Below are 26,208 nucleotides of genomic sequence, written 5' to 3' on the forward strand. Positions count from 1 at the left end.
TCGGGGTGAAGGGGCTGACGTCGCTACGTGCGCTGCCCGCCGGCCCCCTGGTCTCCTCCCGCGCATGCTCTGGACCGGGCCGGCTACGCGCGCCGGCCCGGCGCGATGTCAGAGAGCCGGGGTGAAGCGGTCCCAGGCGCGGTGACCTGCGAGAAGCTCGGTGATGCCGTCCGGCACCGTGGACGCCGCCCCACCAGCCACCCCCGCGGGCACAACCGCCCCCTCGGACCGTAGGCGGCCGTGCCGGCCGCGACCTGTCCTCCGCCCTTCCGGCGATCCTCTCCGTGGTGGCCGAACACGTGGGTTGAGCCATCCGCTGCGACCTCGCGTTCCTCTGAGCGACACTCCGCCGTCCGGCCGCCCTTGCGTGGTCTGCCGGGGGACCCGCCGGGTATACGGGCTGCGTGAAAGCTCCCCGTACCACGACCCCCGAGAGCCCGGACGCCCCGACCAGCCTCAAGAAGGCGCTCACCACCTGGCTGCTCTACTTCTTCATCCTCGGAGACGTCCTCGGCGCCGGCGTCTACGTCCTCGTCGGAGAGGTCGCGGCCGACGCGGGCGGTGCCGTCTGGGTGCCCCTCCTGGTCGCCCTGTGCCTGGCCCTGCTGACCGCCGCCTCCTACGCCGAACTGGCCACCAAATACCCGCGCGCGGGCGGCGCATCCCACTACGCGACTCTGGCCTACGGGCCCTTCACGGGGTTCGTCGCCGGCTTCTGCATGCTCGCGGCAGGGGTGGTGTCGGTGGCGGCGCTGGCCCGGGGCTTCGCCGGCGACTACCTCTCCGAGTTCGTCACGCTCCCGCTGGTTCTGGTCACCGTGGTCTTCCTGCTGGCGCTCGCGCTGCTCAACGCCCGGGGCATCAGCGAATCGACACGGGCCAACGCCGTCGCCACCGTCATCGAGGTCAGCGGACTGCTCCTCGTGATCGTGCTCGGCGCCTGGATCGTGCTGCGCGGCGACGGGGACCCGGGCCGGCTCACGGACCTCGGCACCGAGACCGAGGGCCCGGTCCTGGCCGTGCTGAGCGGGGCCGTGCTCGCGTACTACTCATTCGTCGGCTTCGAGACCTCCGTCAACGTCGCCGAGGAGACACGCGACCCCCGCCGCTCCTACCCCAGGGCCCTCTTCGGTGCCCTGCTCACCGCGGGCGCCGTCTACGCCCTGGTCGGCGCCGCCGCCGCGGCCGCCGTACCGACGAAGAAGCTCGCCGCCTCCAGCGGGCCGTTGCTCGAAGTCGTCCGCACCGCCGGGGGAGTACCCACCTGGCTCTTCAGCGCCATCGCGCTGGTCGCCGTCGCCAACGGGGCGCTGCTGACCGGCATCATGTCCTCGCGGCTGGCCTACGGCATGGCGCGCGACGGGCTGCTGCCACGCTTCCTGACAGCTGTGCTCCCGGGCCGGCGCACCCCATGGGCAGCGATCGCCGCGACCACAGCCCTCTCGCTGCTGCTCGCCCTGACCGGCGACGTCTCCACCCTCGCCTCCACCCTGGTCCTGCTGCTTCTCGTCGTGTTCTTCCTCGTCAACACGGCGCTGCTGGTCCTGCGCCGTGACCCGGGGCGCCCGGACCACTTCAGGGCGCCGACCCTCGTACCCGTTCTGGGCGCCGCCTCCTGCATCGGGCTCGCCACCCAGATCGAGCGGGAGGTCTGGCTCCGGGGCCTCGTGGTGCTCGCGGTGGGCGCGGCCCTGGGCGCGGTGGCCGCGCTGCGACTGCGCCGGACCCGGTGAACGGAGGTCGATGCGGTGGCCGGCGGTCCCGTGTGTTCACCGGCCCTGGGCTGCGCGCCGGCCCAGGGCCATCGCGCCGGAGAGGGCACCGGCTGCCAGGGCGGCGGTGAGGGCCGGATGCCTGGACGCCCACAGCTGCGGGTCGCGCCGGTGGGACTCCTGGTCGAACGTTCCGTGCGCGCCGTGGTCGGTGGCGTCGTCCACCGGCTGCCACAGGTTGACCTCCCGGTCGCCGTCGCCGGCGTCCCCGGACTGCTGGGAGTCGAAGCCGGTGCGCGCGAGGTAGCGGTCCAGGAGGCCGGCCGCGAACTTGTTGGCGACGAGCGTGGCCACCGTGCTGGAGCCCACGTAGTACTGCTTGCGGCCCGGATGGTCGGCCGCGTACAGCACCGCCCCGGCGGCGACCTCCGGCTGGTAGATCGGCGCAACAGGCTGCGGCCGGCCGCGCATCCGGGAGAGCACCCAGGAGAACTGCGGGGTGTTGACGGCCGGCATCTGGACCACGGTGACGCGCACCCCGCTTCCCTGGTGCATGAGTTCGGTGCGCAGCGACGACGTGAAGCCGTTGATCGCGTGCTTGGCCCCGCAGTACGCCGACTGGAGCGGGATGGACCGCTCGCCGAGAGCCGAGCCGACCTGGATGATCGTCCCGGCGTCGCGCGGGGTCATGTGCGTGAGCGCGGCCCGGGTGCCGTTGACGAACCCGAGGTACGTGACCTGGGTGACCCGCTCGTACTCCTCGGGATCGATCTCCGTGAAGGGAGCGAAGACCGAGGTGAAGCCGCAGTTGACCCAGACGTCGATCCGGCCGAAGGCGTGCACGGCCTCCTCCGCCGCAGCCTCGACCGCGCGGTGGTCGGACACGTCGGTGGGGACTGCCAGTGCGCGCCCGCCGGCCGCTTCGACCTCGCGGGCGGCCGCCTCGAGTCCGGCCCGGCCCCGGGCGAGCAGGGCGATGTCGGCCCCGCGTGCGCCGAAGGCGCGGGCCACCGCCCGGCCGATTCCGGCGCTCGCTCCTGTGATGACGACGCTTTGGCTCACAGCTGTTCTCCTTCGGTTGGGGCCGGTGCGGCGAGACGGACGGATGTTTCGAGCATCAGCGCGTGGACGAACGCTTGCGGGAGGTTGCCCCGCAGCTGCCGCTGGCCGATGTCGTACTCCTCGGTGAACAGGCCGGCGGGCCCGCAGGCCGCCCGGTTGCGTTCGAACCAGCGCACCGCCTCGCGCTCGTTGCCCTGCTGGTGCTCGGCGAGCGCCATCAGGTAGCCGCACAGCAGGAACGCGCCCTCGGCCTCGGCGAGCGGGCGTTCGTCGTGCCGGAAGCGGTACGCGTAGTGGTCGTGGGTCAGCTCGGCGCGGTAGGCGTCGAGGGTGCGGACGGTCCGCGGATCGCGGGCGCCGACGCCGCCCCGGATCGCGGGCATCAGCAGGGCGGCGTCGAGACCGGGGTCGTCGGGCGCGCGCTGCCAGCGCCCCGTCGGGTGGGTGCTGGTGGCCGCCGTCCGGGCGGTAAGCGTGTCCGCGAGCCCGGCCCAGGAGGCGGCCTGGGGGCAGTGGACGCTCGCCGCCATGGCTCGCAGTCCGGCCGCGCAGATGAGCCTGCTGTGCGTCCAGGCACGGTCGTCCAGCTCCCAGATGCCCGCGTCCGGTTCATGGTGGCGCCGTTCGATGGCGGCCACCGCGATGTCCGCCGCCCGCCGGCCGTCCGGGCCGAGCCGCCCGGCCCGCGCGGCGGCCGCGAACAGGAGCAGCGCCTCACCGAACGCGTCGAGCTGGAACTGCCGGTTGACGTGGTTGCCGATCCGGTCGCCCCCGCCCGGGTAGCCGGGTAGGGGCAGCGGCTCCTGGTCGGGGACGGATGCGCCGGCGACGGTGTACGCGGGCGCGAGGCGGGGGCCGTCCTCGTGCAGGCGGGCGGCGACGAACCGTACGGCGTCGTCGGTCAGCCCGTGCGCCCCGGCTGCGGCGGCGGCCTGCCCGGCGTAGCACTGGTCGCGGATCCACACGTACCGGTAGTCGTAGTTGCGGCCCGCCTCGGCGCGCTCGGGGAGGCTGGTGGTGGCCGCGGCGACCATGCCGCCGGAGGCGCTGGTGAGGCCGCGCAGCACGGTGTGGGCGTGGCGGGCGTCGTCGGGTGCGAGGCAGTCGGACAGGGGCTGGGCGGCGCGGGACCAGCCGTTCCGGGTGGCGTGCCAGGCCCGGTCCGGGTCCACCGGCTCGCCCGGCCGGTCCTCGGAGAGTTCGAGGACGAGGTCGTGGTGGCCGCCCGCCGGCACGGTCAGCTCGGCCGCCATGCCCGCGGTGCGGTGGTGTGCGGCGTCGGCCCCGGTCCAGCGCCAGTGCAGGGGGCCGGTGCGGCCGGTCCACACCCCGGGCCGCTCGCGCCGCACGTCCCGCGGGCGGTGCGCGCCGTACTCCGCGTGCGGTTCGAGGCGTACGGTCACCCGGGCATCGCCCTCCACGGCGCAGATCCGGCGCAGCAGGACCGCACGCCGCCGGTCGCCGGGAAACGCCAGCGCCTCATGGCACTCGATGACGCCGGACGTGGTGACCCAGCGGTTGCGCCAGATCAGCGTGCCGGGTTCGTAGGAACCGCCCCAGACGAAGCGTTCGGTGGGCGTGACGGTGTAGTGGCCGCGTCCTCCGACGAGAGCGGCGAAGACCGCGCCGGAGTCCCAGCGCGGGGCGCACAGCCAGGTGATGTCTCCGCGGGGGCCGACGAGCGCGCCGCGCTCCCCGTCGGCGATGAGGGCGTACTCGCGCAGTACGTGGGGCGGCGGGTCGTCGTGCGGGGGGTGCGGGCGGGTCATGCGCCTCCTCGTGGGGGTCCGGGGTCTCACCGGACGCGGTAGCGTTCCGCGGCCCGGGTACGCAGCTCCAGGCCGTGACCCGGGGCACCGGAGGCGCCGGGGCGTACGGTGCCGCCGGCCGGGTCCAGGGCCCCGTCGAAGAAGAGTTCCTCGATGCGGACGTGGTCGTGGAACCACTCCAGGTGGCGCAGGCTGGGCACGGCCGCAGCGGCATGGGCGTGGACGTGCGGGGCGCAGTGTCCGGAGAGGCCGAGACCGGCGGCCTCGGCGAGCGCGGCGGCACGCAGCCAGACGGTGATGCCGCCGCAGCGGGTGACGTCCGCCTGGAGGCAGTCCACGGCTCCGGTGTCGATCAGCTGCCAGAAGTACGGCAGCGCGTAGCCGTATTCACCGGCCGTCACGTCGGCCGTCGTGGCGGCCTTGATCTGGGCGAGGCCGGCGGGGTCGTCGGAGGATACGGGTTCCTCGTACCAGGTCACGCCGTGTTCCTCGAAGCTCCGCGCCACGCGGATGGCCTGTTTGCGGGTGTAGGCCCCGTTGGCGTCGACGTACAGCTCGGTGCCGTCGCCGATGCTGCGGCGGGCCTTCGCGATCCGGTCCAGGTCGCGCTTCTCCTCGCGGCCCCAGGACTCGCCGATCTTGATCTTGACGCGCGGGATGCCCCGGGTCTGTGCCCAGTCGCGCAGTTGCCGGTCCTGCTGTGCGTCGTCGTACGGGGTGAAACCGCCGCTGCCGTAGACGGGGACCTCCTGGGCCGTGGCTCCGAGCAGGCGGGTCAGCGGCAGGTCCAGGAGGCGGGCCTTCAGGTCCCAGAGGGCGATGTCGACGGCGGACAGCGCCTGGGCGACGAGGCCGGGGCACCCGGCGTTGCGGACGGCCCGGCTCATGGCCTCGTTGGCGGCGGGGACGTCCCAGGCGCTGCGGCCCGTGACGACCCCGGCGAGCAGCTGGTCGACGGCCGCGGCGGTGGCGCGCGCCCCGTAGGTGTAGCCGAGGCCGCTCGTCGGGCCCGAGCCCACCCGGACCAGGACGAGGGTGGTCTCGTCCCAGGCCAGGGTGCCATCCCCCTCCGCGGCGTCGGTGGGCACGGTGTAGACGGCGGTCTCCACCCGGTCGATCAGGGGGGCGTCCGCGCCGCCGCGGCGCGTGGTCACTTGTCCGAGCGCCCTTCGTGGTGGCCGGGCAGCATCTCCTGGACCTTGGCCTTGAATCCCTGCTTCAGCACGGCTCCCCGGTCGCTGTCGCCCTTGGCCAGGGAGAGCGCCGCGGCCTCGATCTGGTCCAGGCTGGCGTGCGGCGGGATCGGCGGTACGGCGGGGTCGGTCCGGAAGTCGATGACGAACGGCCGGTCGCACGCCAGGGCCCGGTGCCAGGCGTCCTCGACCTGCTCGGGCTTCTCGACGCGTACGCCGTCCAGGCCGACCGAGCGGGCGAAGTCGGCGTAGCGCACGTCGGGCAGCGACTGGGAGGGCAGGAACTGCGGAGCGCCGGACATGGCGCGCATCTCCCAGGTGACCTGGTTGAGATCCTCGTTGTTCAGGACGGCGACGACGAGACGGGGGTCCTCCCACTCCTGCCAGTACTTGGCGATGGTGATGAGCTCCGCCATGCCGTTCATCTGCATGGCTCCGTCGCCCACGATCGCGATGGCGGGCCGGCCGGGGTGGGCGAACTTGGCGCCGATGACGTACGGCACACCGGGGCCCATCGTGGCGAGCGTTCCGGAGAGGGAGCCGCGCATCGCGCCCCGGAAACGCAGGTGCCGGGCGTACCAGTTGGCGGCGGACCCGGAGTCGGCGGCCACCATGACGTCGTCCGGCAGGAGCGCGTCGAGCGCGTGCACTACGTACTCGGGGTTGACCGGCTCGGCATCCACCTTGGCGCGGCGCTGCATGACCTCCCACCACTTGGCGGTGTCCTTCTCGATCTTCTTGCGCCAGGAACCGTGCTTCTTCCGCTTGAGCCGCGGCAGCAGGGCGTCGAGCGTGGCGCGCGCGTCACCGACGAGGTTGACCTCGAACGGGTAACGCAGACCGATCATGAAGGGATCGATGTCGATCTGGACCGCGCGGGCCTGGTCGAGTTCGGGCAGGAACTGGGTGTACGGGAAACTGGAGCCGACCACGAGCAGGGTGTCGCAGTCCTGCATCATCTCGTAGCTCGGGCGGGTGCCCAGCAGCCCGATGGAACCGGTGACGTACGGCAGACCGTCGGGCAGGACGTCCTTGCCGAGCAGCGCCTTGGCGACGCCCGCGCCCAGCACCTCGGCGAGCCGCTCGACCTCGGCGCGGGCCCCGCGGGCCCCCTGTCCGATGAGGATCGCGACCTTCTCACCCGCGTTCAGCACCTCGGCCGCACGGACGATGTCGTCCTCGGCGGGGACGGGCGCGGACATGCTCGCACCGAGGCTGGAGGGGACCATCTTGAACGCGTGGGTGGGCGGCGAGTAGTCCAGTTCCTGGACGTCCGCCGGGATGATCACCGCGGTCACGGTGCGCTTGGCGTACGCGGTGCGCATGGCCCGGTCGATGACGTTGGGCAGCTGCTCGGGGACGGTGACCATCTCGCAGAACTCGGAGGCCACGTCCTTGTAGAGGCTGAGCAGGTCCACCTCCTGCTGGTAGGAGCCGCCCATGGCGCTGCGGTTGGTCTGGCCGACGATCGCGACGACGGGCACGTGGTCCAGCTTCGCGTCGTACAGGCCGTTGAGCAGGTGGATCGCCCCGGGGCCCGACGTGGCGGCGCAGACGCCGGCCTTGCCGGAGAACTTCGCGTAGCCGACGGCCTGGAACGCGGCCATCTCCTCGTGCCGGGCCTGGACGAACTTCGGCTTGTTCTCCGCCCTTCCCCAGGCGGCGAGCAGCCCGTTGATCCCGTCGCCGGCGTAGGCGAAGACGTGGTCGACGTCCCACTCGCGCAGGCGCCGCAGGACGTAGTCGGAGACCTTGGTCGCCATGTTCTCTTCTCCTATCGGTGGTGCGTCGTGCGTCGGTTGTGGCGCAGGGCGGTGTACACGGCCGTTCCCAGCGCGGTGAGTGCGGCGCCCGTCACAAGCCGGCTCGCGGCCGGGCTCGGGCGGTCGGGGCGGGCGGTGGCCTTCTCGGGGTGGTCGGCGGGCAGCGGCCCGTCGAGCCCGAGCGCGAGTGCTTCGGCCAGGTGCATGGCGCGGCGGCCGGTGGCGCCCTGCTCGATCTGCGTCCGGCAGCTGAATCCGTCGGCCACGACCAGCGCGTCGGGTGCGGCGCCCCGGACGGCGGGCAGGACGCCCTGCTCGCCGATGTCCATGGACAGGTCGTAGTGGCCGCGCTCGAAGCCGAAGTTGCCTGCGAGTCCGCAGCAGCCCTCGTCCAGGACCTCGGCATCGAGGCCGGCGCGGCGCATGAGCTCGCGGTCGGCGTCGAACTTGGTGACGGCGTGCTGGTGGCAGTGCGTCTGTACGGTGGCCTGCCGGGTCAGGACGGGTGGCCGCCAGTCGTCGGGGGCGTCGTTCACCAGGAGTTCGGCGAAGGTGCGGAACTGCCCGGCGAGGCGCTGGATGTCCTGGTCGTGCGGCATCAGCTCGGGGGCGTCGGACCGGAAGACCGCCGTGCAGGACGGTTCGAGACCGACGACCGGGGTGCCCGCCTCGAGCCACGGCCGGAGCACGTCGGCGGTCCGGCGCAGCACCTTCTTCGCGGTGGCGGGCTGCCCGGTGGAGATCCAGGTGAGCCCGCAGCACACGGCCTGCTCCGGGACGGCGACCCGGAAGCCGGCGTCTTCCAGGACCCGGACGGCCGACCGGGCGATGCCGGGGTGGAAGTAGGTCGTGAAGGTGTCCGGCCACAGCACCACGGTCCGGGGGTCCGCCGGGTCGGGGTCCGGTGCGCCGCGGGCCCGCCACCACTGGACGAACGACTCCTCCGCGAAGGCGGGCGGCTGCCGTTCGGCGGCGACCCCGGCGAGCCGCTTGGCGATCCGGGCGGCAGCGGCGCGTCGAGCGCCGCGTTGACCAGGCGCGGGGCGAGGCGCGAGAGCCGGGCCCACAGGGGCAGCCAGCCCAGCGAGTAGTGCGCCGTGGGGCGCAGCCGCCCCGCGTAGTGGTGCGCCAGGAACTCCGACTTGTACGTGGCCATGTCAACGCCCACCGGGCAGTCGGACTTGCAGCCCTTGCAGGCGAGGCAGAGGTCGAGCGCGTCGCGCACGTCGGTGGACCGCCAGCCGTCGGTGACGGGGCTGTCCCGGTGGCCGCCCAGCATCTCGAAGAGCAGCCGGGCCCGGCCCCGGGTGGAGTGCTCCTCCTCGCCGGTCGCCCGGTAGGAGGGGCACATGACGCCGCCGCTGTGGGAGCGGCAGTTCCCGATGCCGACGCAGCGCATGACCGCCCGGTCGAAGGAACCGTCGTCGTCCGGGTAGTGGAAGTGCGTCGCGTCGTTCCGCGGCCGCCAGTGCGGGCCGAGCCGCAAGTTCTCGTCGGTGCGGTACGGGTCGACGACCTTGCCGGGGTTCATCCGGTTGTCCGGGTCCAGCAGTGCCTTGACCTCGCCGAACGCGGCGACGAGCCGTTCGCCGTACATCCGGGGCAGCAGCTCGCCCCGCGACTGCCCGTCCCCGTGCTCACCGGAGAGCGACCCACCGTAGGACACCACGAGGTCGGCGGCCCGGAACAGGAACGCGCGGAAGGAAGTGACGCCCTCGGCGGTCTTCAGCCCGAAGGGGATGCGGGTGTGCACGCAGCCCTGTCCGAAGTGGCCGTAGAGAGAGGGATGGTCGTAGTCGAACTCGGCGAAGAGCTTCTTCAGATCGCGCAGGTAGTCACCGAGCCGCTCGGGCGGTACGGCGGAGTCCTCCCAGCCCTCCCAGGTCTCCCGTCCGTCCGGCGGCCGGGCGGTCACGCCGAGCCCGGCCTCGCGGGCCTTGAGCATCCGGCGCTCGCGCGGCGGGTCGTCGGAGAAGGACACCGCGGGGTCGTCCTCGTCGCGGCCGAGCGCCTTCAGCAGATCGTGGGCCTGCTGGTCGACGTCCTCCTGGGTGTCCCCGCTGAACTGGAGGAGCAGCCAGCTGTCGCCCTCCGGGAAGGAGTCCAGGGACGCGACGTGGCTGTCCTCCTCGCGCATGAGCTGCGCCATCCGGCCGTCGAGCGCCTCCAGCTGGGTCGGCGCGCAGTGTTCCAGCAGGTGCGGTACGTCGTCGGCGGCGGCGCAGATGTCCGGGTAGCCGAGAACGAGCATTGCCTCGTGGGGCGGGACGGGGACCAGGGCCAGTTCGGCGCGCAGAACGGTGACGAGGGTGCCCTCGCTGCCGACGAGGGCACGCGCCAGGTCGAAGCCCTTCTCGGGCAGCAGGGAGTCGAGGTTGTAGCCGGAGACCCGCCGCGGGATGGTGGGGAAGCCCTGGCGGACGTCGGCCAGGTGCTCGTCGATGATCCGGCGCAGCCCCCGGTACACCTCGGCGCGGCGCCCGCCCGCGTCGAGGATCTGCGCGTACTCCTCGTCGGAGGTGGGCCCGACCCAGCAGCGCAGACCGTCGTAGGTCAGGATCTCCAGCCGCCGCACGTTGTCGACGGTCTTGCCGTACGCCTGCGCGGACGCGCCGCACGAGTTGTTGCCGATCATGCCGCCGAGGGAGCAGTGGCTGTGCGTCGAGGGCTTCGGCCCGAACCGCAGCTCACGGCCGGCCAGCTGCCGGTTCAGCTCGTCGAGCACGATGCCGGGCTCCACCACACAGGTCCGCGCCGATGCGTCGACGGACTCCAGGCGGTGGCAGTACTTCGTCCAGTCGATGACGACGGCAGCGTTCGTGCACTGCCCGGCGAGGCTGGTGCCGCCGCCCCGGGACAGCACCGGCACGCCGTGCCGGGCGCAGACGGCGACCGCCTCCGCGCCCGCGTCGACCGTGCGGGGGACGACGACACCGATGGGTACCTGCCGGTAGTTCGAGCCGTCGGTCGCGTAGGCGCCGAGGCTGCCCGCGTCGAAGCGGACCTCGCCGTCCACCCGCCGCTCCAGCTCGTCGCGGAGGGCCCGCAGACCGGGCGCCGGACCGCCGCTCCCGCCGTGCTGCCCGTCCGCCGGATCATGCCCTCCCGTGGTCATCCGCTTCCTCCTCGCCGTCCTGTCGCGAGGCCGGGACGGCCCGGCCACGCAGAACCCGGTACCCGAAGTTGACCGCTTCACTGGTGGGCGTGGCGGCGACTGACCCCGATCAGCCCTGCGGAACCGGTCGGCCGGGCGTGCGGGCGGGGCGTGACGTCACCCGTACGCGTCCCGGTGGGCGTACCCGCCGGGACGGTGAGTCCGCCTCGCCCGCGTCCGGGGGCCCCTCCTGGCACAGAGGCCGAACGGGTTCGGGACGCCCGGGCGGGATCGGTCGGTTCGATGCGGCCTGTTCAGAGGTGTTCGGGGAGTCGGGCCGCGGTGATGGCCGCCCGGCGGTCACCGAGGAGGGTCACGTGAGCGGTGACGTCGGTGAGGGCGCGGCGGCCCAGGAAGTGCAGCGAGGACGCGCAGAACACCGCGTCGAGCGAGCCGTCCGGCACGGGCAGCGGCACGACGAAGAAGGGTACTGTCGCGGAGCGTCGCGACAGCACACTGGTGCCGTGGCAGACGAGAGGAAGAGGGCGCGCGGCTCAGGAGGAGGTGCACGCCTCGGCGATCGACACGCTGTTCTCGTAGAGGTGATGCCGGGTGATCCGGCCCTCCTCGACGGTGAGGCGCAGCGCGAAGGGGCCCTCGAAGGACTTCCCCGTCGCGCGTACGGTCCCCGAGAGGTGCCCCATCAGGACGGCGTCGGTGCCGTCAACGAGGAACGTGTCGACGGAGGCCCGCGCATCCTCGGCCACCGTGTGCTCGGCCAGCTCCGTGAACTGGGCGGCGCATTCGGCTCCGGTGGAGCGCGGCCGGATCCACGGGACGGCGGGGTTCTCGGCGAGCAGCCAGTCGACGTCGTCCGCGAAGAGCGCGACGAGCCGCTCGACGTCCCCGGCCATCCGGGCGGCGAGGAACTCCTGGACGACGTGGCGGGTGGTGTCGGTGACGGCACTCGCGGTCAGGTCAGCGGACTTTACGGGCATGGTTGCTCCTCGCGCCTCAGGTGCCGGAAACCCTGGTCGGGATCTCGTTGACATGCGCCACGCTGCCGCATCAGGGGAGCGTGGTCGATTACGTCAGAGGTAGTGGCCGGCCCAGGGGCTTCTACGTCCGTCGTCAAGCCCGAGTTGGTCATGCGCCCACCGCATCCCGATGGCGGAAAGCAGCCCGACCCTTTCCGGGGACGGCGTGGCGGCCCTGCCGCGCTGGTTGCTGACCCCTGCCCCGAGCCGGAGCTCCCGTTCCCCTGGGCCCGCGTTCACCCTGCCAAGCCGGCATGGGCAGCTCCGAGTGCCACTCTCTCACTCTGGCCCCAAGCCCGTAGCAGGTGGCAGGGTGAGCGTGTCTGCGGGCTTTCCTCGTCGGGCGGACCGGCGGGGCGGAGCAGTCGTCGCCTATGCCCCAGCTCTTCTTGCAGAGGGAGAACTCGATGTAACTGCTCGGACTCCCTTGAGACCGGAGGGTGAACAGGAGTGGTAGGCGGCTCCTGGAGGCGGCGGGGCTGATGAGGTACCGGGGCCGCCGGACACGACACGAGGGCACGGAGCCGCGCACGGTGAGGCGGCTGTTCGGGCGCTGGGCCTGATGCCGCGGCGCGGGTACTGTCCGGCGCCGGCCCGGAGCGGTTGGCGGACGTCGCGGAGTCGTGCCTGCGCGGCGCGGCGGACGCCCTGCGGCGCCCCGGCCATGGTGGCTCTGAAGTCCGCGGCCGAGGTGCTGTGATCGTCAGTGCAGGATGCTGACGGCGCGGGCGATGACGAGCAGCGAGGTCGTCAGCGCTGCGATGCTCTCGATGCTCATCAGCAGTTTGGCGCGGCCGGAGAGCGGCATGGTGTCGGTGGGGCTGAAGGCAGTGGAGTTGGTCACGGAGATGTAGAGGTAGTCCACAAGGGTGGGTACCCAGTCGGAGGAACTGCTGGAGCCGTCGGCGACTTCCTGGATGGCGTCGTCGTTCTCGTCCTGGGAGAAGCGGAAGTCCGCCAGGGGAAGTTCGTCCCGGGGCGCCTGCGTGCGGGTGACGGGGCCGCCGCGGTCGAGTTCCCAGAAGGCCAGACCGAACACGATGATGTTCGTCAGCCACACCTGCAGGGCGGCCGTGAGCAGCGCCGGACCGTCCTTGATCCCGGCGTGGACCAGTTCGTGGACCAGGATGCCCAGTGCGGTCATATTGCTCGCCGCGATCACGAGCACCAACGTCAGGGACAGAACGCGGAAAGCGCGGGTCTGACGTGTCAAACGACGAGGATTGATCGCCACCAGTGGGACCAGGAGCAGCAGCTCCAGTCCAGGCAGTACGAAGCGCGGGGCGACGAGAAGTTGTTGCGGGAGCGCCAGGTAGAGAACGATCGCCACGAGGGTCGCAACGACGGCGGGCAGCCGCGCCTCACCTCGCCGCTCATGACGGGGATGCCTGAACCTCATCTCTGCCCGGCTTCTCACCATGCGCTCCTCCAACCGACATGACCGTCCCGTGATCAGTTCCCTTCCCCCGATTCCGGTAACGGTGCCGCCACCGGACTCCCGACTTCGAACCGGTGGACCGCAGCTCACCGCGCGCGGGCCTTCAGCCACAGCGGCACGCAGTCCTTCGCCGGCCCCGCAGCCGGCATCGCCGTGCGTGATCTGCCCGGTGGTGATCGCCTTCCGTTGGAACCTGAGCTGGGACTCCTTGGGTGCCCAGCGCCGCGGATTGCGCGAGCCCGTAGGGCCGCGCCCGTCAGGTCGGGGCGTAGGCGCGGGCTGTGACGTGGTCGTGGATGAGGAGGGTGAAGGCGCGGACGGCGGCGGACAGGTAGGCGCCTTCGCGTCTGAGGAGGGTGACGGTGCGGGACGGGAGGGGCGGGTCGAGGGAGACGGGGGTGAGGTCGTCGTGGTCGTGGGTGATGGCGTCGGGCAGGACGGTGGCCAGGCCGGTGCGCTGGACGATCTCGGTCAGGGCCTGGATGGAGTTGGCTTCCACGGCGATGCGTGGGTGGACCCGGTGGCGGGTGAAGTAGGCGTCGATGTGGCTGCGGGTGGCGAAGTCGGTGCTGAGCAAAGCGAGTTGTTGCCGGTCGAGGTTATGTACGGGCATGGGCTGGTGGCGGCTGGTGGGGTGCTGCGCCGTGGTGACGAGGCTGAGGGTCTCGGTGAACAGTGGTGTGATGGCGATGCCGGGCTGGTGGACAGGGGTGAAGGCGATGCCGAGGTCGACCTCGTCGTCGGTCAGGCCGGCTTCGATACGGTCCTGGGTTGCTTCGGTGAGGGTCAGGGTGATGCCCGGGTGGCGGGCATGGAGCTCGGCGATGACCGGACCGATGAGGTAGGCGGTGAACGTCGGGGTGACCGCGAGGCGAAGGTGGCCTCGGGACAGATCCTGGAGGTCGTGGACAGCGCGTTCCGCGGCAGCGAGGTCGCGCAGGGCCCGGCGGGCGTGCTCAACGTAGACGGCGCCGGCATCGGTGGGCCGCACCGTGCGGCCGGTTCGGTCCAGCAACTGCACGCCGAGGGTGCGTTCGAGCTGTTTGATCTGCTGGGAGAGGGTGGGCTGGGAGATGCGCAGCTCTTCGGCGGCGCGCGTGAAGTTGCCGTGTTCGGCGACGGCGAGCAGGTAGCGCAGGTGACGCAGTTCCAGGGCGGCCATATTTTCAAGTATAGACGCGGTCAATAAGAGTGATCGTTTTCGACTCTTGGACGCTATAGGTGCAGTTCGTGCATGGTGGATCTCGTCGGCCCCGAGGGGCCGGTCCCGGTTACCGAAGGGAGTGACCCATGCAGAATCTCACCGAGGGCGTCGCGCGCTTCCAGCGCGAGATCTTTCCGGCCAAAGCGGAGCTCTTCACCCACCTGGCCACGCATCACAAGCCTCAGGCGCTCTATATCGGCTGCTCGGACGCCCGTGTCGTACCGGAGCTGCTCACCCAGGGCGAGCCGGGTGAGCTGTTCGTCATCCGCACCGCCGGCAACCTCGTCCCGGCTTACGCCCCCGGCGCCAACGGAGTGACGGCCAGCATCGAGTACGCCGTCGCCTTGCTGGATGTGAGAGACATCGTGGTGTGCGGGCACTCCGCCTGCGGTGCGATGACCGCCCTGGCCGAAGAGCACGACCTGTCCGGCGCGCCGACGGTCGCGGAGTGGTTGCGGCACGCGGACGCCGCTGTGGCGCGTACCGCAGGAGTGGCGACAGGACCCGAGAAAGTGGGCGCCCTGGTCCGCCACAACGTTTCCGCGCAGCTGGCCAACCTGGCCACCCACCCCTCCGTCGCCCAGGCGCTGGCGGAGAAGAGGTTGACGCTGCACGGCTGGGTCTTCGACATCCCCACCGGACGCGTCGAAGCACTCGATGTCGTCGGCGCGGGCACCGCCCTCGCCGCCTGACCGAGCCGGCGACCTGGATACGGCCGGAGGCGGTGACAGAGGCCACCAGCACGACACGCCGCAGAACACTCCACCCGAGAACCAGCCGGCCCACCCCTCCCCTTGAGGGCCGGCACCAACGCAAAGGAGCTTCTCTCATGATGCACGCCCAATTCGAACCCACCGCCCGCGAGACTCTGGCCAACGCCGCTGTAGAGGCCAAGATCCGAAAGAACCTCACCTGGGAAGAGATAGCCAACGCCTCCGGCCTGTCAGCCGCCTTCACCACCGCGGCCCTCCTGGGCCGGCACGCCCTTCCGGAGGCGCCCGCAAGGGCCGTCGCCGAGCTGCTCGGCCTGGATGAGGATGCGGTGACGACGCCTATGAACCCCACTACATCGACGACCGTAAATACTTCGAGCTGAACACCTTCTACGAGGAGTTCGCCAAGCAGTGTGAGCAGCGCCGGCTGCCCATGCGTTACGAGCCCCGGGACACCGCCGTCGATGCCTACCGCTTGTGGCAGGAGCGCAACGGCGGCGAGCGCCGTGTGGCCGGCGCCCCCACTGCCTGAGCCGCTGTTCCCGGAGCGATCGGGAAGGGCCGTGCACCACACGCCTGGCCGGCGCGGGCCCCCGCCGGGCCGCCGGCCTGACGGCGTAGATCTCCCACGGCTCCTCGCCCTAGTCCGGGGGGACTTTGCGGAACTCCAGGGCCGCCCGGCCAGCCTGCTCGCCTTCCTTCGCACATGGCGGGGAGTGAGCTGAGCCGGCTCTTCCTCCTGTTGCGGTGCGCCTTTCTACGGAGACCGCTGCCGGCCGGGGCCTGCGGCAACGCCGGACGTGCTCACGGCGCTGCTGCCGGAAGCCATAGCCGCAAGGGAAGGCACAACCGTCCTCTTCTAGGCTGGCATGGTGACTGATGAGCCGAAGCGGGTGCAGCCGTCTGGAGTGTGGGCAACGGCGGTGGGGGTGGCCAGGGTGCGGGCGCTGGAGTCCGAGCGGGAGAACGCGCTGTTCCACGATCCGTTGGCACGGGCCTTCGCCACAGCCGGCGGCCTGTGGCCCTCGTCGCCGTCCGTGACCGGTGACGAGATTGCGCGCCGCCGCCGGCTTGCGGTGTCGTTCTCCATCGTCATCAGGACGAAGTTCCTCGACGACCTGTTGCAGCAGGCTTCCGAGTCCGGGGTCCGGCAGGTCGTTCTGCTCGGCGCAGGCATGGACAGTCGGGCCTTTCGGATGAATTGGCCCGAGGGCACCCGCCTGTTCGAGGTCGACACCGCCGCGCCACTGGGCTTCAAGGCTTCAGTGCTGCGCCAGGAGCGGGCCGTCGCACGCTGCGAGCGGATCACCGTCGCGGTGGACCTGCGGGAGGACTGGCCAGGCGCGCTGGCCGCCGCAGGGCACGACCCGGCCGCGCCGACCGTGTGGATCGCCGAAGGGCTGCTGATCTATCTGCCCCAGGACGCGGTGGAGCTGCTGCTGGCCCGGATCAGCGCGTTGTCGACGGCAGGCAGTTGGCTAGGGCTCACGTTGGGCTCGCGAGGAGTGATCGAGCGCTTCGGCGCGGATGCTGTGCCGGGATCGGCTGCGTCCATGTGGGTCTCGGAGATGCCTGACGACCCGGTGGGCTGGCTGAGCGGGCACGGCTGGAAGGCCGACAGCCACACCGTGCGTGAGCGCGCTGCCGCTTACGGCCGCCCGATCAGCACCCCTCCGCAGCGAGAGGAACGGCCCGGCGGACTGATCTCGGCGGTCCGTCGATAGCCTCTTCAAGCGGTCGAACCGTCGGAGCAGTGCGTCCGCCGGGAGCTGACCCAACCGCCCACCTTTCGTTGGTCACACATCAGCCGCGGATCCGGGACGTCGCGCCCGCTACGGCCCCTCCGGCCCTGACATCGAGCCGGAAGCCGTCGACGTCTATTGCGCCTTCCTGGAGGGCGCGCCTCTGCCGGGCCGGGAAAACGGCTGACGGCGCGCCCTTGCGAGCGGGGTTGTCCGGGTCTTGACCGAATAGGCGGAGAGCGCTCCTGAACTGCAACGGTGGGGCTTTTCCGGGGTCTTGTCAGCTGCACGGAAAGAAGTAATATCCAGGTAAATGAGAGTGGCTGGTCGTACCCGCGTGTCCGCATTGAGGGCAGCGGCCGGGCAGTGGCCGCTGACGCCAGTTCCTGCCTCCCGAAGCGCTGGGTTCCGGCCGCCGACCTTTTTGGGCCGTAGCCGGGCACGCGGAGGCACCCCTACGGGTCCATTCCGGCGTCGGGTTCCCGCACCACCGGCAGACACCGTGACCTTCCGGCTCATCGGCGGCAGGGGCGACCGCTCTGATCCCGTCGCGGCCGGGAGACTGAGCTTCCGGCCCTATCGGCAGGGGACCCCACCGCTCGTGGAGATGCGGCAGGATCACCGGGAACTGGGCTGCCAAAAAGGCTGGTTGTCCATCCAAGCCAAGCCGGCGAACCACCGAAAGGAAGGCCACGAGTCAAAGATCTACACCCTTGAACGAGCCCCACAAGTTCAACGGGTCCAAGCCGCATGTGCTCGTACCGTTATCATGCGAAGCGTACGGCACACGAGTGACTCGGTTAACGTTGAATGACTTATGTCAACCCGCGTTGAAGAAGGGCACTATTCATGGCACAGTCCCTCGCCGCTCTCACCTCGGCAAGAGTGCGGAGGACCTTGCGCTTCTTTCCTGAGAGCTCACCGGCCGAGCGCGAGGAACTGTGTACCACGGCGCGGGAACTGATCGACGTCCACGGTGAGGGAGTGCTCACTGGCCTCCCACCGACCGAGCGCGTCATATGGCATCTCGCTGCCGAGGGGCGAGCCGAGGACCTTGTCGAGGTGGTTCGGAGCCAGCGCCGGGACCCGGGCGCCTTTCTCGTGGCAGGCTCCCGGCGCCCCCGCCTGGTGCTCCCGGGGCTGCGGGGACTCGCGCTGCCTGAACGGATAGCCGCGCTCAAGCCCCTCGACCTGCCGGTGACGGCGCAGCTGACCTCGGTCGACTGGCGCGGCGACGATCTGGTGTGGGGAGGGTACGCGTTCGTCGCGAACCTGCCCCGTCCCTCGGGCCGCGTCATCGGCCGGTTCGCGGTGCTGGAGAACGGCGAGACCGGCCGCCGCATCAAGCTGCGCATGCGCCGCACCAGTAACGAGCAGGCCACCGTCGCCTCCGAACAGGCGCTGCACTGCTACGACCGCACGGGTTTCGAAGTCGTCGTCCCTGCCCGTCGGCTGCGCGAGCTCGCCGAGAGCGGTGCCGGCCAGTGGTTCCTGTACATCGGGATTCCGGGACCGGGCGGGCCCTACGGCGCCCGGGTGCGCCAGCGCGACGCGGGCACGGCCGGGCACAACCAGGTCCGTCATCTGGCGGACGGCTCACGTCTCGTGGTCGGCTTCACCAAGAACGCCGTGAGCATCACGGTGCAGCAGCCTGCTGTCGAGGTCGAGTCCTGCACCGTCGCGGACGGCGAACTGCGACTCGTCACCAGGGCACGGCGCGGGGCCGAGGCCCCCACCGCCGTGCGCATCGTCGAAGGCGACAACAGACTTGACAGCCCGCTCACTCCGCTGTCCGGTTCCCCTGATGCGTTCCGGCGCCACCGAGCGGTCTTCAGCCTTGCCAGACTGACCGAGAACGACCTGCCGGGAACCAAGACCCTTCAGTTCAAAGTGACCTTGCGCGGAGATGACGGGCGGGGCCATGAGGCCCTCCTCGCCGAGGGCTTCACGACCTCGAGACATGGGCTTACGCCCGGCCGCGAGCTGGCCGTCCACCGCGACGGGCCCGGCAGGCTGGTGTTGCTGACGCGAGCTGTGCGCCCCGTCGTCGACACGATGACCGTGACGGGGCCGGGAGAGCTGGTGCTCGAGGGCACGTATCCCGGTGGGGAGGGGGCCGGGAAGAAGTTCGTTCTGCGCCACGGCGTCCGCTTCGAGGAGAAGGAACTGCCGGTCGAGCTCACCGACGGGCGGTTCACACTTCGGATCAACACCGAGGCGGCTCCCCAGACGCACGGTCCCGAGCTGCCTCTGTGCCCAGGCCGCTGGTACCTCTTCTTCCGCGACGCGGACGCCTGGGACAAGTCCGGGGACGTCCCGGTGACCTTGCGTCCGGAGCGGGTGCAGGAGCTGCCCCTGTGCTCAAGTGGCCCACAGCGTGCTTACACCGTGGACCGCCGCTACTTCGACCGCATCTTCATCGAACCGGAACGGCTGCTCGGCCCCGACGAGCACGGCGCCTACCGGCAGCGCATACTGCGCGAGAAATACTTCCACGAGCAGCGCAAGCTCCCCCTGCGCGACGCGGTCCTCTACCTGAGCCTCGACGGCCGGCAGTTCTCGGACTCCCCGCGCGCGGTCTACGAGGAGCTGGTGCGCCGGGGGACCGAGGTCGAGCACATCTGGACCCGGGACGGGGGGCTGCCCGAGATGCCGTCGGAAGCCCGGGTGGTGAGCTGGGGCAGCCGCGAGTGGTACGAGGCACTGGCGCGCAGCCGCTACGTCGTCGTCAATTCGCCGGTGGGCGACTGGTTCGTCACCCGCCCCGGGCAACGGGTCGTGCAGACCTGGCACGGCACGCCGCTGAAGAAGATCGGCAAGGACCTGCAGGGGTCTCCCCAGTCGAGTCCCGCCTATATCGCCGGCCTGCCGCACAGCTATCGGCAGTTCGACTTCGTGGTGTCGCCGAACGCGTACACCACGGAGATCATGCGCAGGGCGTACTCCATCGAACGCGACATGCTGGAGAGCGGTTATCCGCGCAACGACGTCTTCCACGCCCCCGACCGCGAGGCGCGGGCCGCGCGGGTCAGGGAGCGGCTCGGCCTGCCCGAGGGCAAGAAGGTGGTGCTCTACGCCCCCACCTGGCGGGAGGACCAGCGGCACGCGAACAAGATGTACAAACTCGATCTGCGCATCGACCTGGCCGCGGCCCAGGCCGAACTCGGCCACGACCATGTGCTGCTTTTCCGTAAGCACCCGAGGGTCCATGACAACGTACCGGGTGCCGGCCGGGGCTTCGTGTGGGACGTCACCCGCTACCCGGACATCGCAGATCTTTACCTCGTCGCCGACGTCCTGATCACCGACTACTCCTCGGCGCTGTTCGACTTCGCGCACTCGGGCAAGCCCATGCTGTTCTTCACCTACGACCTGGAGCACTACCGGGACTCGCTGCGCGGCCTGTACTTCGACTTCACCACCCGGGCGCCCGGCCCGCTGCTGAAGACATCCGAAGAGCTGGTCAAGGCCCTGCGCGACGTCGACGCCGTCGAAGCGGAGTACCGAGACAAGTACGCCCAGTTCAAGAAGGACTTCTGCGAGCCCGGGGACGGTCTCGCGACGGCGCGGGTCGTGGACCGGATGCTCGTCGGCGGACCGCACGCCGCAGCCCGGACCGACGCCTGAGCACTGTGTGTGCCGGATACCCCCGTTCGTGGTGGCCAGGCTGCTGAGCCGGAGTCTTCGTGGAGGATGTCCCCGAGGCGGTCGCGGCGGTGGAGGCCGAGGTGGGTCTGCCGGTGCAGGTCGGACTGGTTCGGGGGGCGGGGCTCAGCTATGCCGTCAAACTCGTGAACACGCCGCCGGACGTGCCGTGGGGGCTGGTGGACATGAGGAACTTGTCTCAGTCGGTGCGGGGCTGGAGGAGCTTGAAGGCCAGGCACGCGGTGGTGCGTTGGGCCGCGTGGCGCAGACGTATCGGGGCGGGTACAGCCGGGGCCGGCGTCGGGGGAGTGGCGGCCAGGCGGGGAAGAGCGCTTCGGCGTTGGTGCGGTTGACGGCCGTGAGTGTGCCCGGGTCACCTGTCGCGAGAGGAATCGGAGACTTGCTGCGACTGGAGCGTGCTCGTGCCTTCTCGCTCGATGACGAGATTTGGTTGCCCAAGGGCCGCCCCTCCATGACGGCCACCTCCCCCTCATCCAGCACCCAATCGGTCCGCGAAGCGCTGGAGCATGTCGTCCTGATGGGGCGATCCACTGATCGACGCCCCCTCAATGCTTGCGGCAGCTCGCATGGAAGCCTGTCCACATGGATGCGTTCGCGGACCGACTCGACGGCGGGTGGAAGTGGTGGGAGGCCGCCATCGAAGAAGCACAGGAGGGGCGCTGGGTCCGTGACGCCGTGGAACGGCAGGTCATCAAGGACATCGGGGCCGCCACAAATCCTCTCCATGGCGGACGTATGGCCCCGTTCACCGAGGACTCGTGGCACGTACGTATCGGGAGGATCGCGAACTGGGCCGGGGTACTGCGGCTCGCGGCCCGATCAGGCGGATGGGTGCTCGAACCCGTCGCCGGACGCATCCCGCCAAACCCTGCCGGCATGGCCGAGCTGCTGTCTGGCATCTACGCGGTCGGCGAGCAAGGAGAAATCTGGATGCGGCAGCTCCTGACGGGTGTGCTGCCACCAGAGAACGAGATCGCGAAGGCTGAAGGCTTCCTCACCGGGCCGGGATCCGTAGAGGACCTCGAGCTCTTCTTCTACGACTGAATCACCGTTGCTTCGTCGTCATCGCCGCGCCCATATGAGGATGGCGGCGAGGTGGAGTGCGGCCTGGTAGGCGGTGGCGAGCTTGTGCCGGGGCGTCGCCGGCCTGGCCTGCGGTGACGTGAAGAGTGAGGGGGCGTGCACGGCTGTCGCCAGCGAGGTGGACCTTCGTGCTCAGGCCGCCACGGGAGCGTCCAAGCGCATGGTCACCGGTTCGTCCCGACCTGGAGCCCTTTTTCCGGCTCCGGCGGCGTGCTGGTGAGCCCGGCAGACGGCGGAGTCCACGGACGTGGTCCAGCCGATATCTTCAGCACCTTCGGTGGCTGCCAGGACCGCGGCAAGGACGCGTTCCCAGGTGCCGTCCATAGCCCACCTGATCAGCCGTTTGCGGGCGGTCTGGAACGAGCCGAGTTCATCGGGCAGGTCCCGCCAAGGCGAGCAGGTGCGGTACTGGATGAAGCGATAGCAGCTCCGTAAGACCCCTACCGAGCAGCGCCCCACGCCGGCACTGGGCGCTGCCACGTTCCTTCGGTGCGCACCCGCGTGCCATGCGACATCCGCCGGAGCATCAACAGACCTGAGGCCTGGGTCGGAGCCGCCGGGGCAGACCGCCGACACGCGAATGGCGGGGCCGGCGAGCGGCACGCACCGGCACCGGAACCGGCACCGTCGGTTCGGGGCGTCGGCGGGTTGATCACGGCCCCATGGTGAGCACAGCGCTGCCAGCTGTCAGACGTCACCGTTCCGGCAGCTTCAGGCGAAGACGATCCACCGCCTTCTTCACGTCGTCGAGCTGGTCGCCCAGCACCCGCATACGCCAGTCCAAGCGCTCCATCCGCGCGGCGGCCGCGAGCGACGCGAGCGACCGCGCCGGCTGTGCCGCATCTGCATCGCCGTCTCCTGCCTTCTTGGCATACCCGAGGGCAGCCCGAGTGCCGCTCCCGTCCGAGCCTCGGCCGGTGGACACGCCCTACCCTCAGGGCCGGCAGGGCGCTCCGGGCACCTGCGGACCTGTACCCGCTGTCCATGCCGCCGGTATCCGGCCTCCCGGGCGGTGGCCGACGCCGCCTCAGGTGTGACACTACGTGTGCCACGAACGCAGAACGGTTCGGACCATAGACAGAACCTGTGGTGTTCACGTGACCGCGAACGGAAACAATGGGGTGGGGCATTGAGCCCGCGCACAAAGCACGCGTACAAACCGCTGAGCCTGAAGAGACGGGCCTGGCTGACCATCGGCGCCGTCGTCGTGAGCGGGGCGGGGGCGACGGCCTACGCCGTCGCCGGGCCGGGCGACAACGGGCCGGCGCACGATCACAAGGGGCGGGCCGCGGCCGTGCGTACGGTCAAGCTCGCCGGCCAGGGCGCCGGACGCAAGGGGCTGCCGAAGCAGGACACCGCGCAGTTCAGCGCCGCACTGCTGACCTGGTCGGACCCGGACGTGAAGCTCAGGGGGACCGCCCAGATCCGGTCGAAGGAGGCCGGTACCGGCGAGTGGTCGGGCTGGCAGGCCCTGCCGGACGATCCCTTCTCCGCCGACGGCAAGGAGGCCGAGGACGCGGCCACCCGCGGCGGTACCGCCTCCGTGTGGACAGGGCCGTCGGACGGCGTCGAGGTACGGGTCGTGGCCGCCGACGGCTCCGCCACCGCTCTCCCGTCCGGCATGGACGTGAAGCTTCTCGACCCGGGGACCGACCCGAAGAGCGCCGCAAAGCCCGTCGCGTACGCGCAGGACATCACGCCGGCGCCGACGGACACGCCCACCGACACGGCCACGCCCACACCGACGGGTACGGACACCGCGACGCCACCGCCGAGTGGCTCGGCGTCCCCGACGGACAGCGCCTCGCCGAGCACCACTTCCAGCGAGACGGCCACGGCCTCCCCGTCTCCGACGGTCCCGGCTCCTCGCCCCTCGACCGTCGTCAAGCCGCCGGTCATCACCCAGGCCGAGTGGGGCGCCTCCACGGACTACGACGGCACGCCCGGGTACGGCCAGGAGATCAAGGCCGCCGTCGTCCACCACACCGGCGTCGACCAGGACAACGCGGTCCCGTGCAGCCAGTCGAAGGCCCGGATGCGCACCATCCAGCAGGAGCACTTCGCTCGCGGCTACTACGACATCGGCTACAACTTCGTCGTCGACCGGTGTGGCCAGATCTTCGAGGGCCGCAGCGGCGGCATGGACCTCCCCGTGGTCGGCGCCCATGACGTCGGCTTCAACACGAACACGGTCGGCATCTCGTACATCGGCAACACGATGACGCTGAAGCCGACCCGGGCCGGCCTGGAAGCCATCTCCCGTGTCATCGCCTGGAAGTTCGGCATGTACGGCATCAGCCCGACCTCCAGCGTGACGCTGGTGTCCGGATCGCCGCTCGGCCAGGACGGCAACAAGGTCGCCCAGGGCGCCTCGATCACACTGCCCCGGGTCTTCGGTCACCGTGACACCAACAACACGCTCTGCCCCGGCGACGGGCTGTTCACCAAATTGTCGCTGATCCGTACGCTCGCTGCAGCGCCCGGCATCTCGCACGCACTCACCCGCACGGACTTCAACGGTGACGGTGTGACCGACCTGGTCGCCGGAACCCCGAAGACGGGCAGCAGCGCCGGTTCGCTCACGGTCGTCCCGGGTGGCGACGACGGCCCCGTCGCCTCCGCCAAGAAGATCATCGACCAGAACAGCGCCGGCGTCCCCGGCAGCTCGGAGTCCGGTGACCTCTTCGGTACGTCCAACGCCTACGGCGATGTGAACGGCGACGGCTACGGCGACCTGGTCATCGGCTCGCCCGGCGAGGACGACACCAGCGGCCACGCCGACTCGGGCTTCGTCACCGTGATGTACGGCCCCGCGCTCACCACCGGCACGTCGTACGGGACCGCCACCGCGACCCGCGCCGCCGGTGAGAAGCTCGGCACCTCCGTCGCCACCGGTGACTTCAACGCGGACGGCATGGCCGACGTCTTCTCGGTCGCGCCCGGCAAGCCCGGCCGCTGGTGGTCGTACGACTCCAAGTCCGGTGCGGCGAAGTCGGGATACCTGAACACCACCGCCTATACCGCGGCCGTCTCCTACGCGGCCGTCGCCACCGGTGACTTCAACCGGGACGGCTACGCGGACGCCGCCGTCAACTTCCGTGACCCGACCGGCATTTCCCGGCTGCTTTGGTTGAAGGGCTCGGCCACCGGCCTGCAACGCGTCGGCGTTCTCACCGCGAAGGGCGGCCGCTCACTCGCCGCCGGTGACGTCACCGGCGACGGCATCGACGACCTGGTCGTGGGGCAACCCGGCACGACCGAGTCCGGTTCGACCGCCAAGGGCGGCACGGTCGCCCTGGTCAAGGGCACGACGACTGGCCTCACTTCGACCGGTGTGATCACTCTCGGACAGGACTCCGCCAATGTGCCGGGTACCGGTGAGACTGGCGATGACCTGGGCGCTTCCGTCGCCGTCGGCGACTACAACCTGGACGGATACGCGGACGTTCTGGCCGGAGCCCCGAACGAGGACATCACCCGCGGTGGTGTGAGCCGAGTGAACGCCGGTTCGGTCATCCTCTTCAAGGGCACCTCCGCCGGCATCTCCGGCACCGGCTCGATCGCGTACAGCCAGGACACGGCCGACGTCAGCGGCGACACCGAGTCCGGCGACCGGCTCGGGTCCTCCGTCCTCCTCCAGGACCTGTCCGGTTACGGCCGTGCGGACCTGGCGATCGGCGCGGACGGCGAGAACGCCGGTGACGGCGTCTTCCTCCAGATGGACAGCGGCAGCGCGGGCGTGTCCGCCAAGAGCGCGATCTACTACGGCCGTTCCAACCTCGGTACCCCGGCCGCGGCCCATGTCGGCCAGACGCTGACGCCGTAGGAATACAGGCACAACAGGCACAACAGGCACAACAGGCACAACAGGCATAACAGGCAGGACCGGAGGGGCCGGCACCCAGTGAGGACTGCTGGGTACCGGCCCCTGCACGTATGCACGGGCCGGGAGGACTTCACACCTGCCGGGCGAAGGACCCTGCGCCGTAGTTCCTGCGGTGGGGCTGTCGCCTTACGTGTTTTCAGGTGATCGGGATCATCCGGCGACTGCCCGGCCTTCCGGTGGTGCCCTTCGCGCCCAGCACAAGTTCGCCATGCCTGGAACTCCTCCAACTGTTATGCCCAGAGCAATCGCAGCCTCCACTCCGCCCGCGGGATTCCGTCCGGAACGGAAGGGCACGGTACAAGCCCCGGGCTTCTCGCGCTGTGCGGGCACCAGCAGGTGTGGACGGAGAATGCGGTTCAGTTCCAGATGAAGAGTGCGCTGCCGGGGGCGACCTCACCGGAGTCCACCACGACGCTCAGCTGGTCCGCCGAGGCTTCCAGCGCGATGACCGGTGAGATGGGCGATGTCCCGGCGGTTTCGACGGCGGCCGGATTCCACTTGAAGGAGGAATCGCGCAGCCGTGCGGAGGCGGGCGCGAAGTTCGGGCAGACGGCAGGCCGCGTCCTGGAACCGGCACGAGTCGATGAGGTGTGGGAAGCCTTGATGGCACTGGAGTCGACCACCGATCCGGACCTCCTGCGCCGCCTCACCTGCCGCTGAGGCGTCCCACCCGGGCCGGTAGTAGCAGCCTTGCACACGGCGACGGCGCCGATGCGTCCGCCTGTCCGCGGACCGATCGACACGATGTGTCCCGATTGGGCCGAGGGCCCAAGTCCCGCGGCCATTCCGGCCCGTCGGATTGGAGCCCTGGCCCGGTCGACTCCGGTTCACTGCTCGCGAAGCACG

The 26,208-nt window shown here is 70.7% G+C and carries 15 protein-coding genes and 4 pseudogenes; 7 read left to right on the forward strand and 12 right to left on the reverse strand.

What is annotated here, in order from left to right; all coding sequences use genetic code 11:
* Positions 1 to 404 precede the first annotated feature (404 nt).
* On the forward strand, positions 405 to 1,733 hold the full coding sequence (locus BLW14_RS30930; protein WP_093710403.1) for an APC family permease: 1,329 nt from the start codon (positions 405 to 407) through the stop codon (positions 1,731 to 1,733).
* Between the two features lie 36 nt (positions 1,734 to 1,769).
* Here BLW14_RS30930 and BLW14_RS30935 read toward each other — a convergent pair whose 3' ends face one another.
* The 9 genes and pseudogenes from BLW14_RS30935 to cynR form a co-directional block, all read right to left on the reverse strand.
* Positions 1,770 to 2,774 (reverse strand): SDR family oxidoreductase, encoded by a 1,005-nt coding sequence (locus BLW14_RS30935; RefSeq protein WP_093710404.1) that lies wholly within the window; start codon positions 2,772 to 2,774, stop codon positions 1,770 to 1,772.
* Positions 2,771 to 4,543, reverse strand: coding sequence for a glycoside hydrolase family 15 protein (locus BLW14_RS30940; RefSeq protein ID WP_093710405.1), 1,773 nt, complete (start codon positions 4,541 to 4,543; stop codon positions 2,771 to 2,773). Before BLW14_RS30940 ends, BLW14_RS30935 begins: the two co-directional genes overlap by 4 nt.
* Positions 4,544 to 4,569: 26 nt before the next feature.
* Entirely contained in the window at positions 4,570 to 5,697 is a 1,128-nt protein-coding gene (locus BLW14_RS30945) for an enolase C-terminal domain-like protein (protein WP_093710406.1), read from the reverse strand.
* A complete protein-coding gene (locus BLW14_RS30950) occupies positions 5,694 to 7,499 on the reverse strand; it encodes a thiamine pyrophosphate-requiring protein (protein WP_093710407.1) in 1,806 nt (601 codons plus the stop codon). Before BLW14_RS30950 ends, BLW14_RS30945 begins: the two co-directional genes overlap by 4 nt.
* 11 nt (positions 7,500 to 7,510) lie before the next feature.
* A pseudogene (locus tag BLW14_RS30955) lies at positions 7,511 to 10,614 on the reverse strand (FAD-binding and (Fe-S)-binding domain-containing protein).
* A 293-nt stretch (positions 10,615 to 10,907) separates the two neighbouring features.
* The gene (locus BLW14_RS30960) at positions 10,908 to 11,069 is read right to left on the reverse strand and encodes a hypothetical protein (protein WP_256332929.1); all 162 of its coding nucleotides are present in this window, start codon (positions 11,067 to 11,069) and stop codon (positions 10,908 to 10,910) included.
* 78 nt (positions 11,070 to 11,147) lie between these two features.
* The gene (locus BLW14_RS30965; RefSeq protein WP_093710408.1) at positions 11,148 to 11,591 is read right to left on the reverse strand and encodes a nuclear transport factor 2 family protein; all 444 of its coding nucleotides are present in this window, start codon (positions 11,589 to 11,591) and stop codon (positions 11,148 to 11,150) included.
* A gap of 742 nt (positions 11,592 to 12,333) precedes the next feature.
* The gene (locus BLW14_RS30975; RefSeq protein WP_218137690.1) at positions 12,334 to 13,029 is read right to left on the reverse strand and encodes a hypothetical protein; all 696 of its coding nucleotides are present in this window, start codon (positions 13,027 to 13,029) and stop codon (positions 12,334 to 12,336) included.
* Between the two features lie 295 nt (positions 13,030 to 13,324).
* A complete protein-coding gene (gene cynR / locus BLW14_RS30980; RefSeq protein ID WP_093710411.1) occupies positions 13,325 to 14,230 on the reverse strand; it encodes a transcriptional regulator CynR in 906 nt (301 codons plus the stop codon).
* Between the two features lie 128 nt (positions 14,231 to 14,358).
* Here cynR and BLW14_RS30985 point away from each other — a divergent pair, with 128 nt between their 5' ends.
* The 5 genes and pseudogenes from BLW14_RS30985 to BLW14_RS31010 all read left to right on the forward strand — a co-directional run bounded on the left by BLW14_RS30985 (position 14,359) and on the right by BLW14_RS31010 (position 21,437).
* Positions 14,359 to 14,964, forward strand: coding sequence for a carbonic anhydrase (locus BLW14_RS30985; RefSeq protein ID WP_093710412.1), 606 nt, complete (start codon positions 14,359 to 14,361; stop codon positions 14,962 to 14,964).
* Positions 14,965 to 15,101: 137 nt separating this feature from the next.
* Positions 15,102 to 15,314: pseudogene (locus BLW14_RS30990) on the forward strand (cyanate hydratase); the annotation flags it as partial.
* Between the two features lie 540 nt (positions 15,315 to 15,854).
* Complete coding sequence (locus BLW14_RS31000) at positions 15,855 to 16,709, forward strand: class I SAM-dependent methyltransferase (RefSeq protein WP_256332930.1); 855 nt, start codon at positions 15,855 to 15,857, stop codon at positions 16,707 to 16,709.
* A gap of 867 nt (positions 16,710 to 17,576) precedes the next feature.
* Positions 17,577 to 20,354: a CDP-glycerol glycerophosphotransferase family protein gene (locus tag BLW14_RS31005; protein WP_093710413.1), complete on the forward strand. Its 2,778-nt coding sequence runs from the start codon at positions 17,577 to 17,579 to the stop codon at positions 20,352 to 20,354.
* A 621-nt stretch (positions 20,355 to 20,975) separates the two neighbouring features.
* A complete protein-coding gene (locus tag BLW14_RS31010; protein WP_093710414.1) occupies positions 20,976 to 21,437 on the forward strand; it encodes a hypothetical protein in 462 nt (153 codons plus the stop codon).
* 37 nt (positions 21,438 to 21,474) lie between these two features.
* Here the strand turns inward: BLW14_RS31010 and BLW14_RS34295 are convergent.
* Both BLW14_RS34295 and BLW14_RS31020 read right to left on the reverse strand, forming a co-directional pair.
* A pseudogene (locus tag BLW14_RS34295) lies at positions 21,475 to 21,887 on the reverse strand (transposase); the annotation flags it as partial.
* A 283-nt stretch (positions 21,888 to 22,170) separates the two neighbouring features.
* Positions 22,171 to 22,401 carry a hypothetical protein gene (locus BLW14_RS31020; RefSeq protein WP_093710415.1) on the reverse strand — a complete coding sequence of 77 codons (231 nt, stop codon included), beginning with the start codon at positions 22,399 to 22,401 and terminating at the stop codon, positions 22,171 to 22,173.
* Between the two features lie 204 nt (positions 22,402 to 22,605).
* On the opposite strand from BLW14_RS31020, the gene BLW14_RS31025 reads away from it, so the two are divergent.
* A complete protein-coding gene (locus BLW14_RS31025; RefSeq protein ID WP_093710416.1) occupies positions 22,606 to 25,302 on the forward strand; it encodes an FG-GAP-like repeat-containing protein in 2,697 nt (898 codons plus the stop codon).
* 416 nt (positions 25,303 to 25,718) lie between these two features.
* On the opposite strand, the pseudogene BLW14_RS35365 reads toward BLW14_RS31025, so the two are convergent.
* Positions 25,719 to 25,862, reverse strand: a pseudogene (locus BLW14_RS35365) (PTS glucose transporter subunit IIA); the annotation flags it as partial.
* Positions 25,863 to 26,208: the final 346 nt, after the last annotated feature.

The organism is Streptomyces sp. 2131.1 (genome assembly GCF_900105515.1).
In the GTDB taxonomy this organism is placed as follows: Bacteria; Actinomycetota; Actinomycetes; order Streptomycetales; family Streptomycetaceae; genus Streptomyces; species Streptomyces drozdowiczii.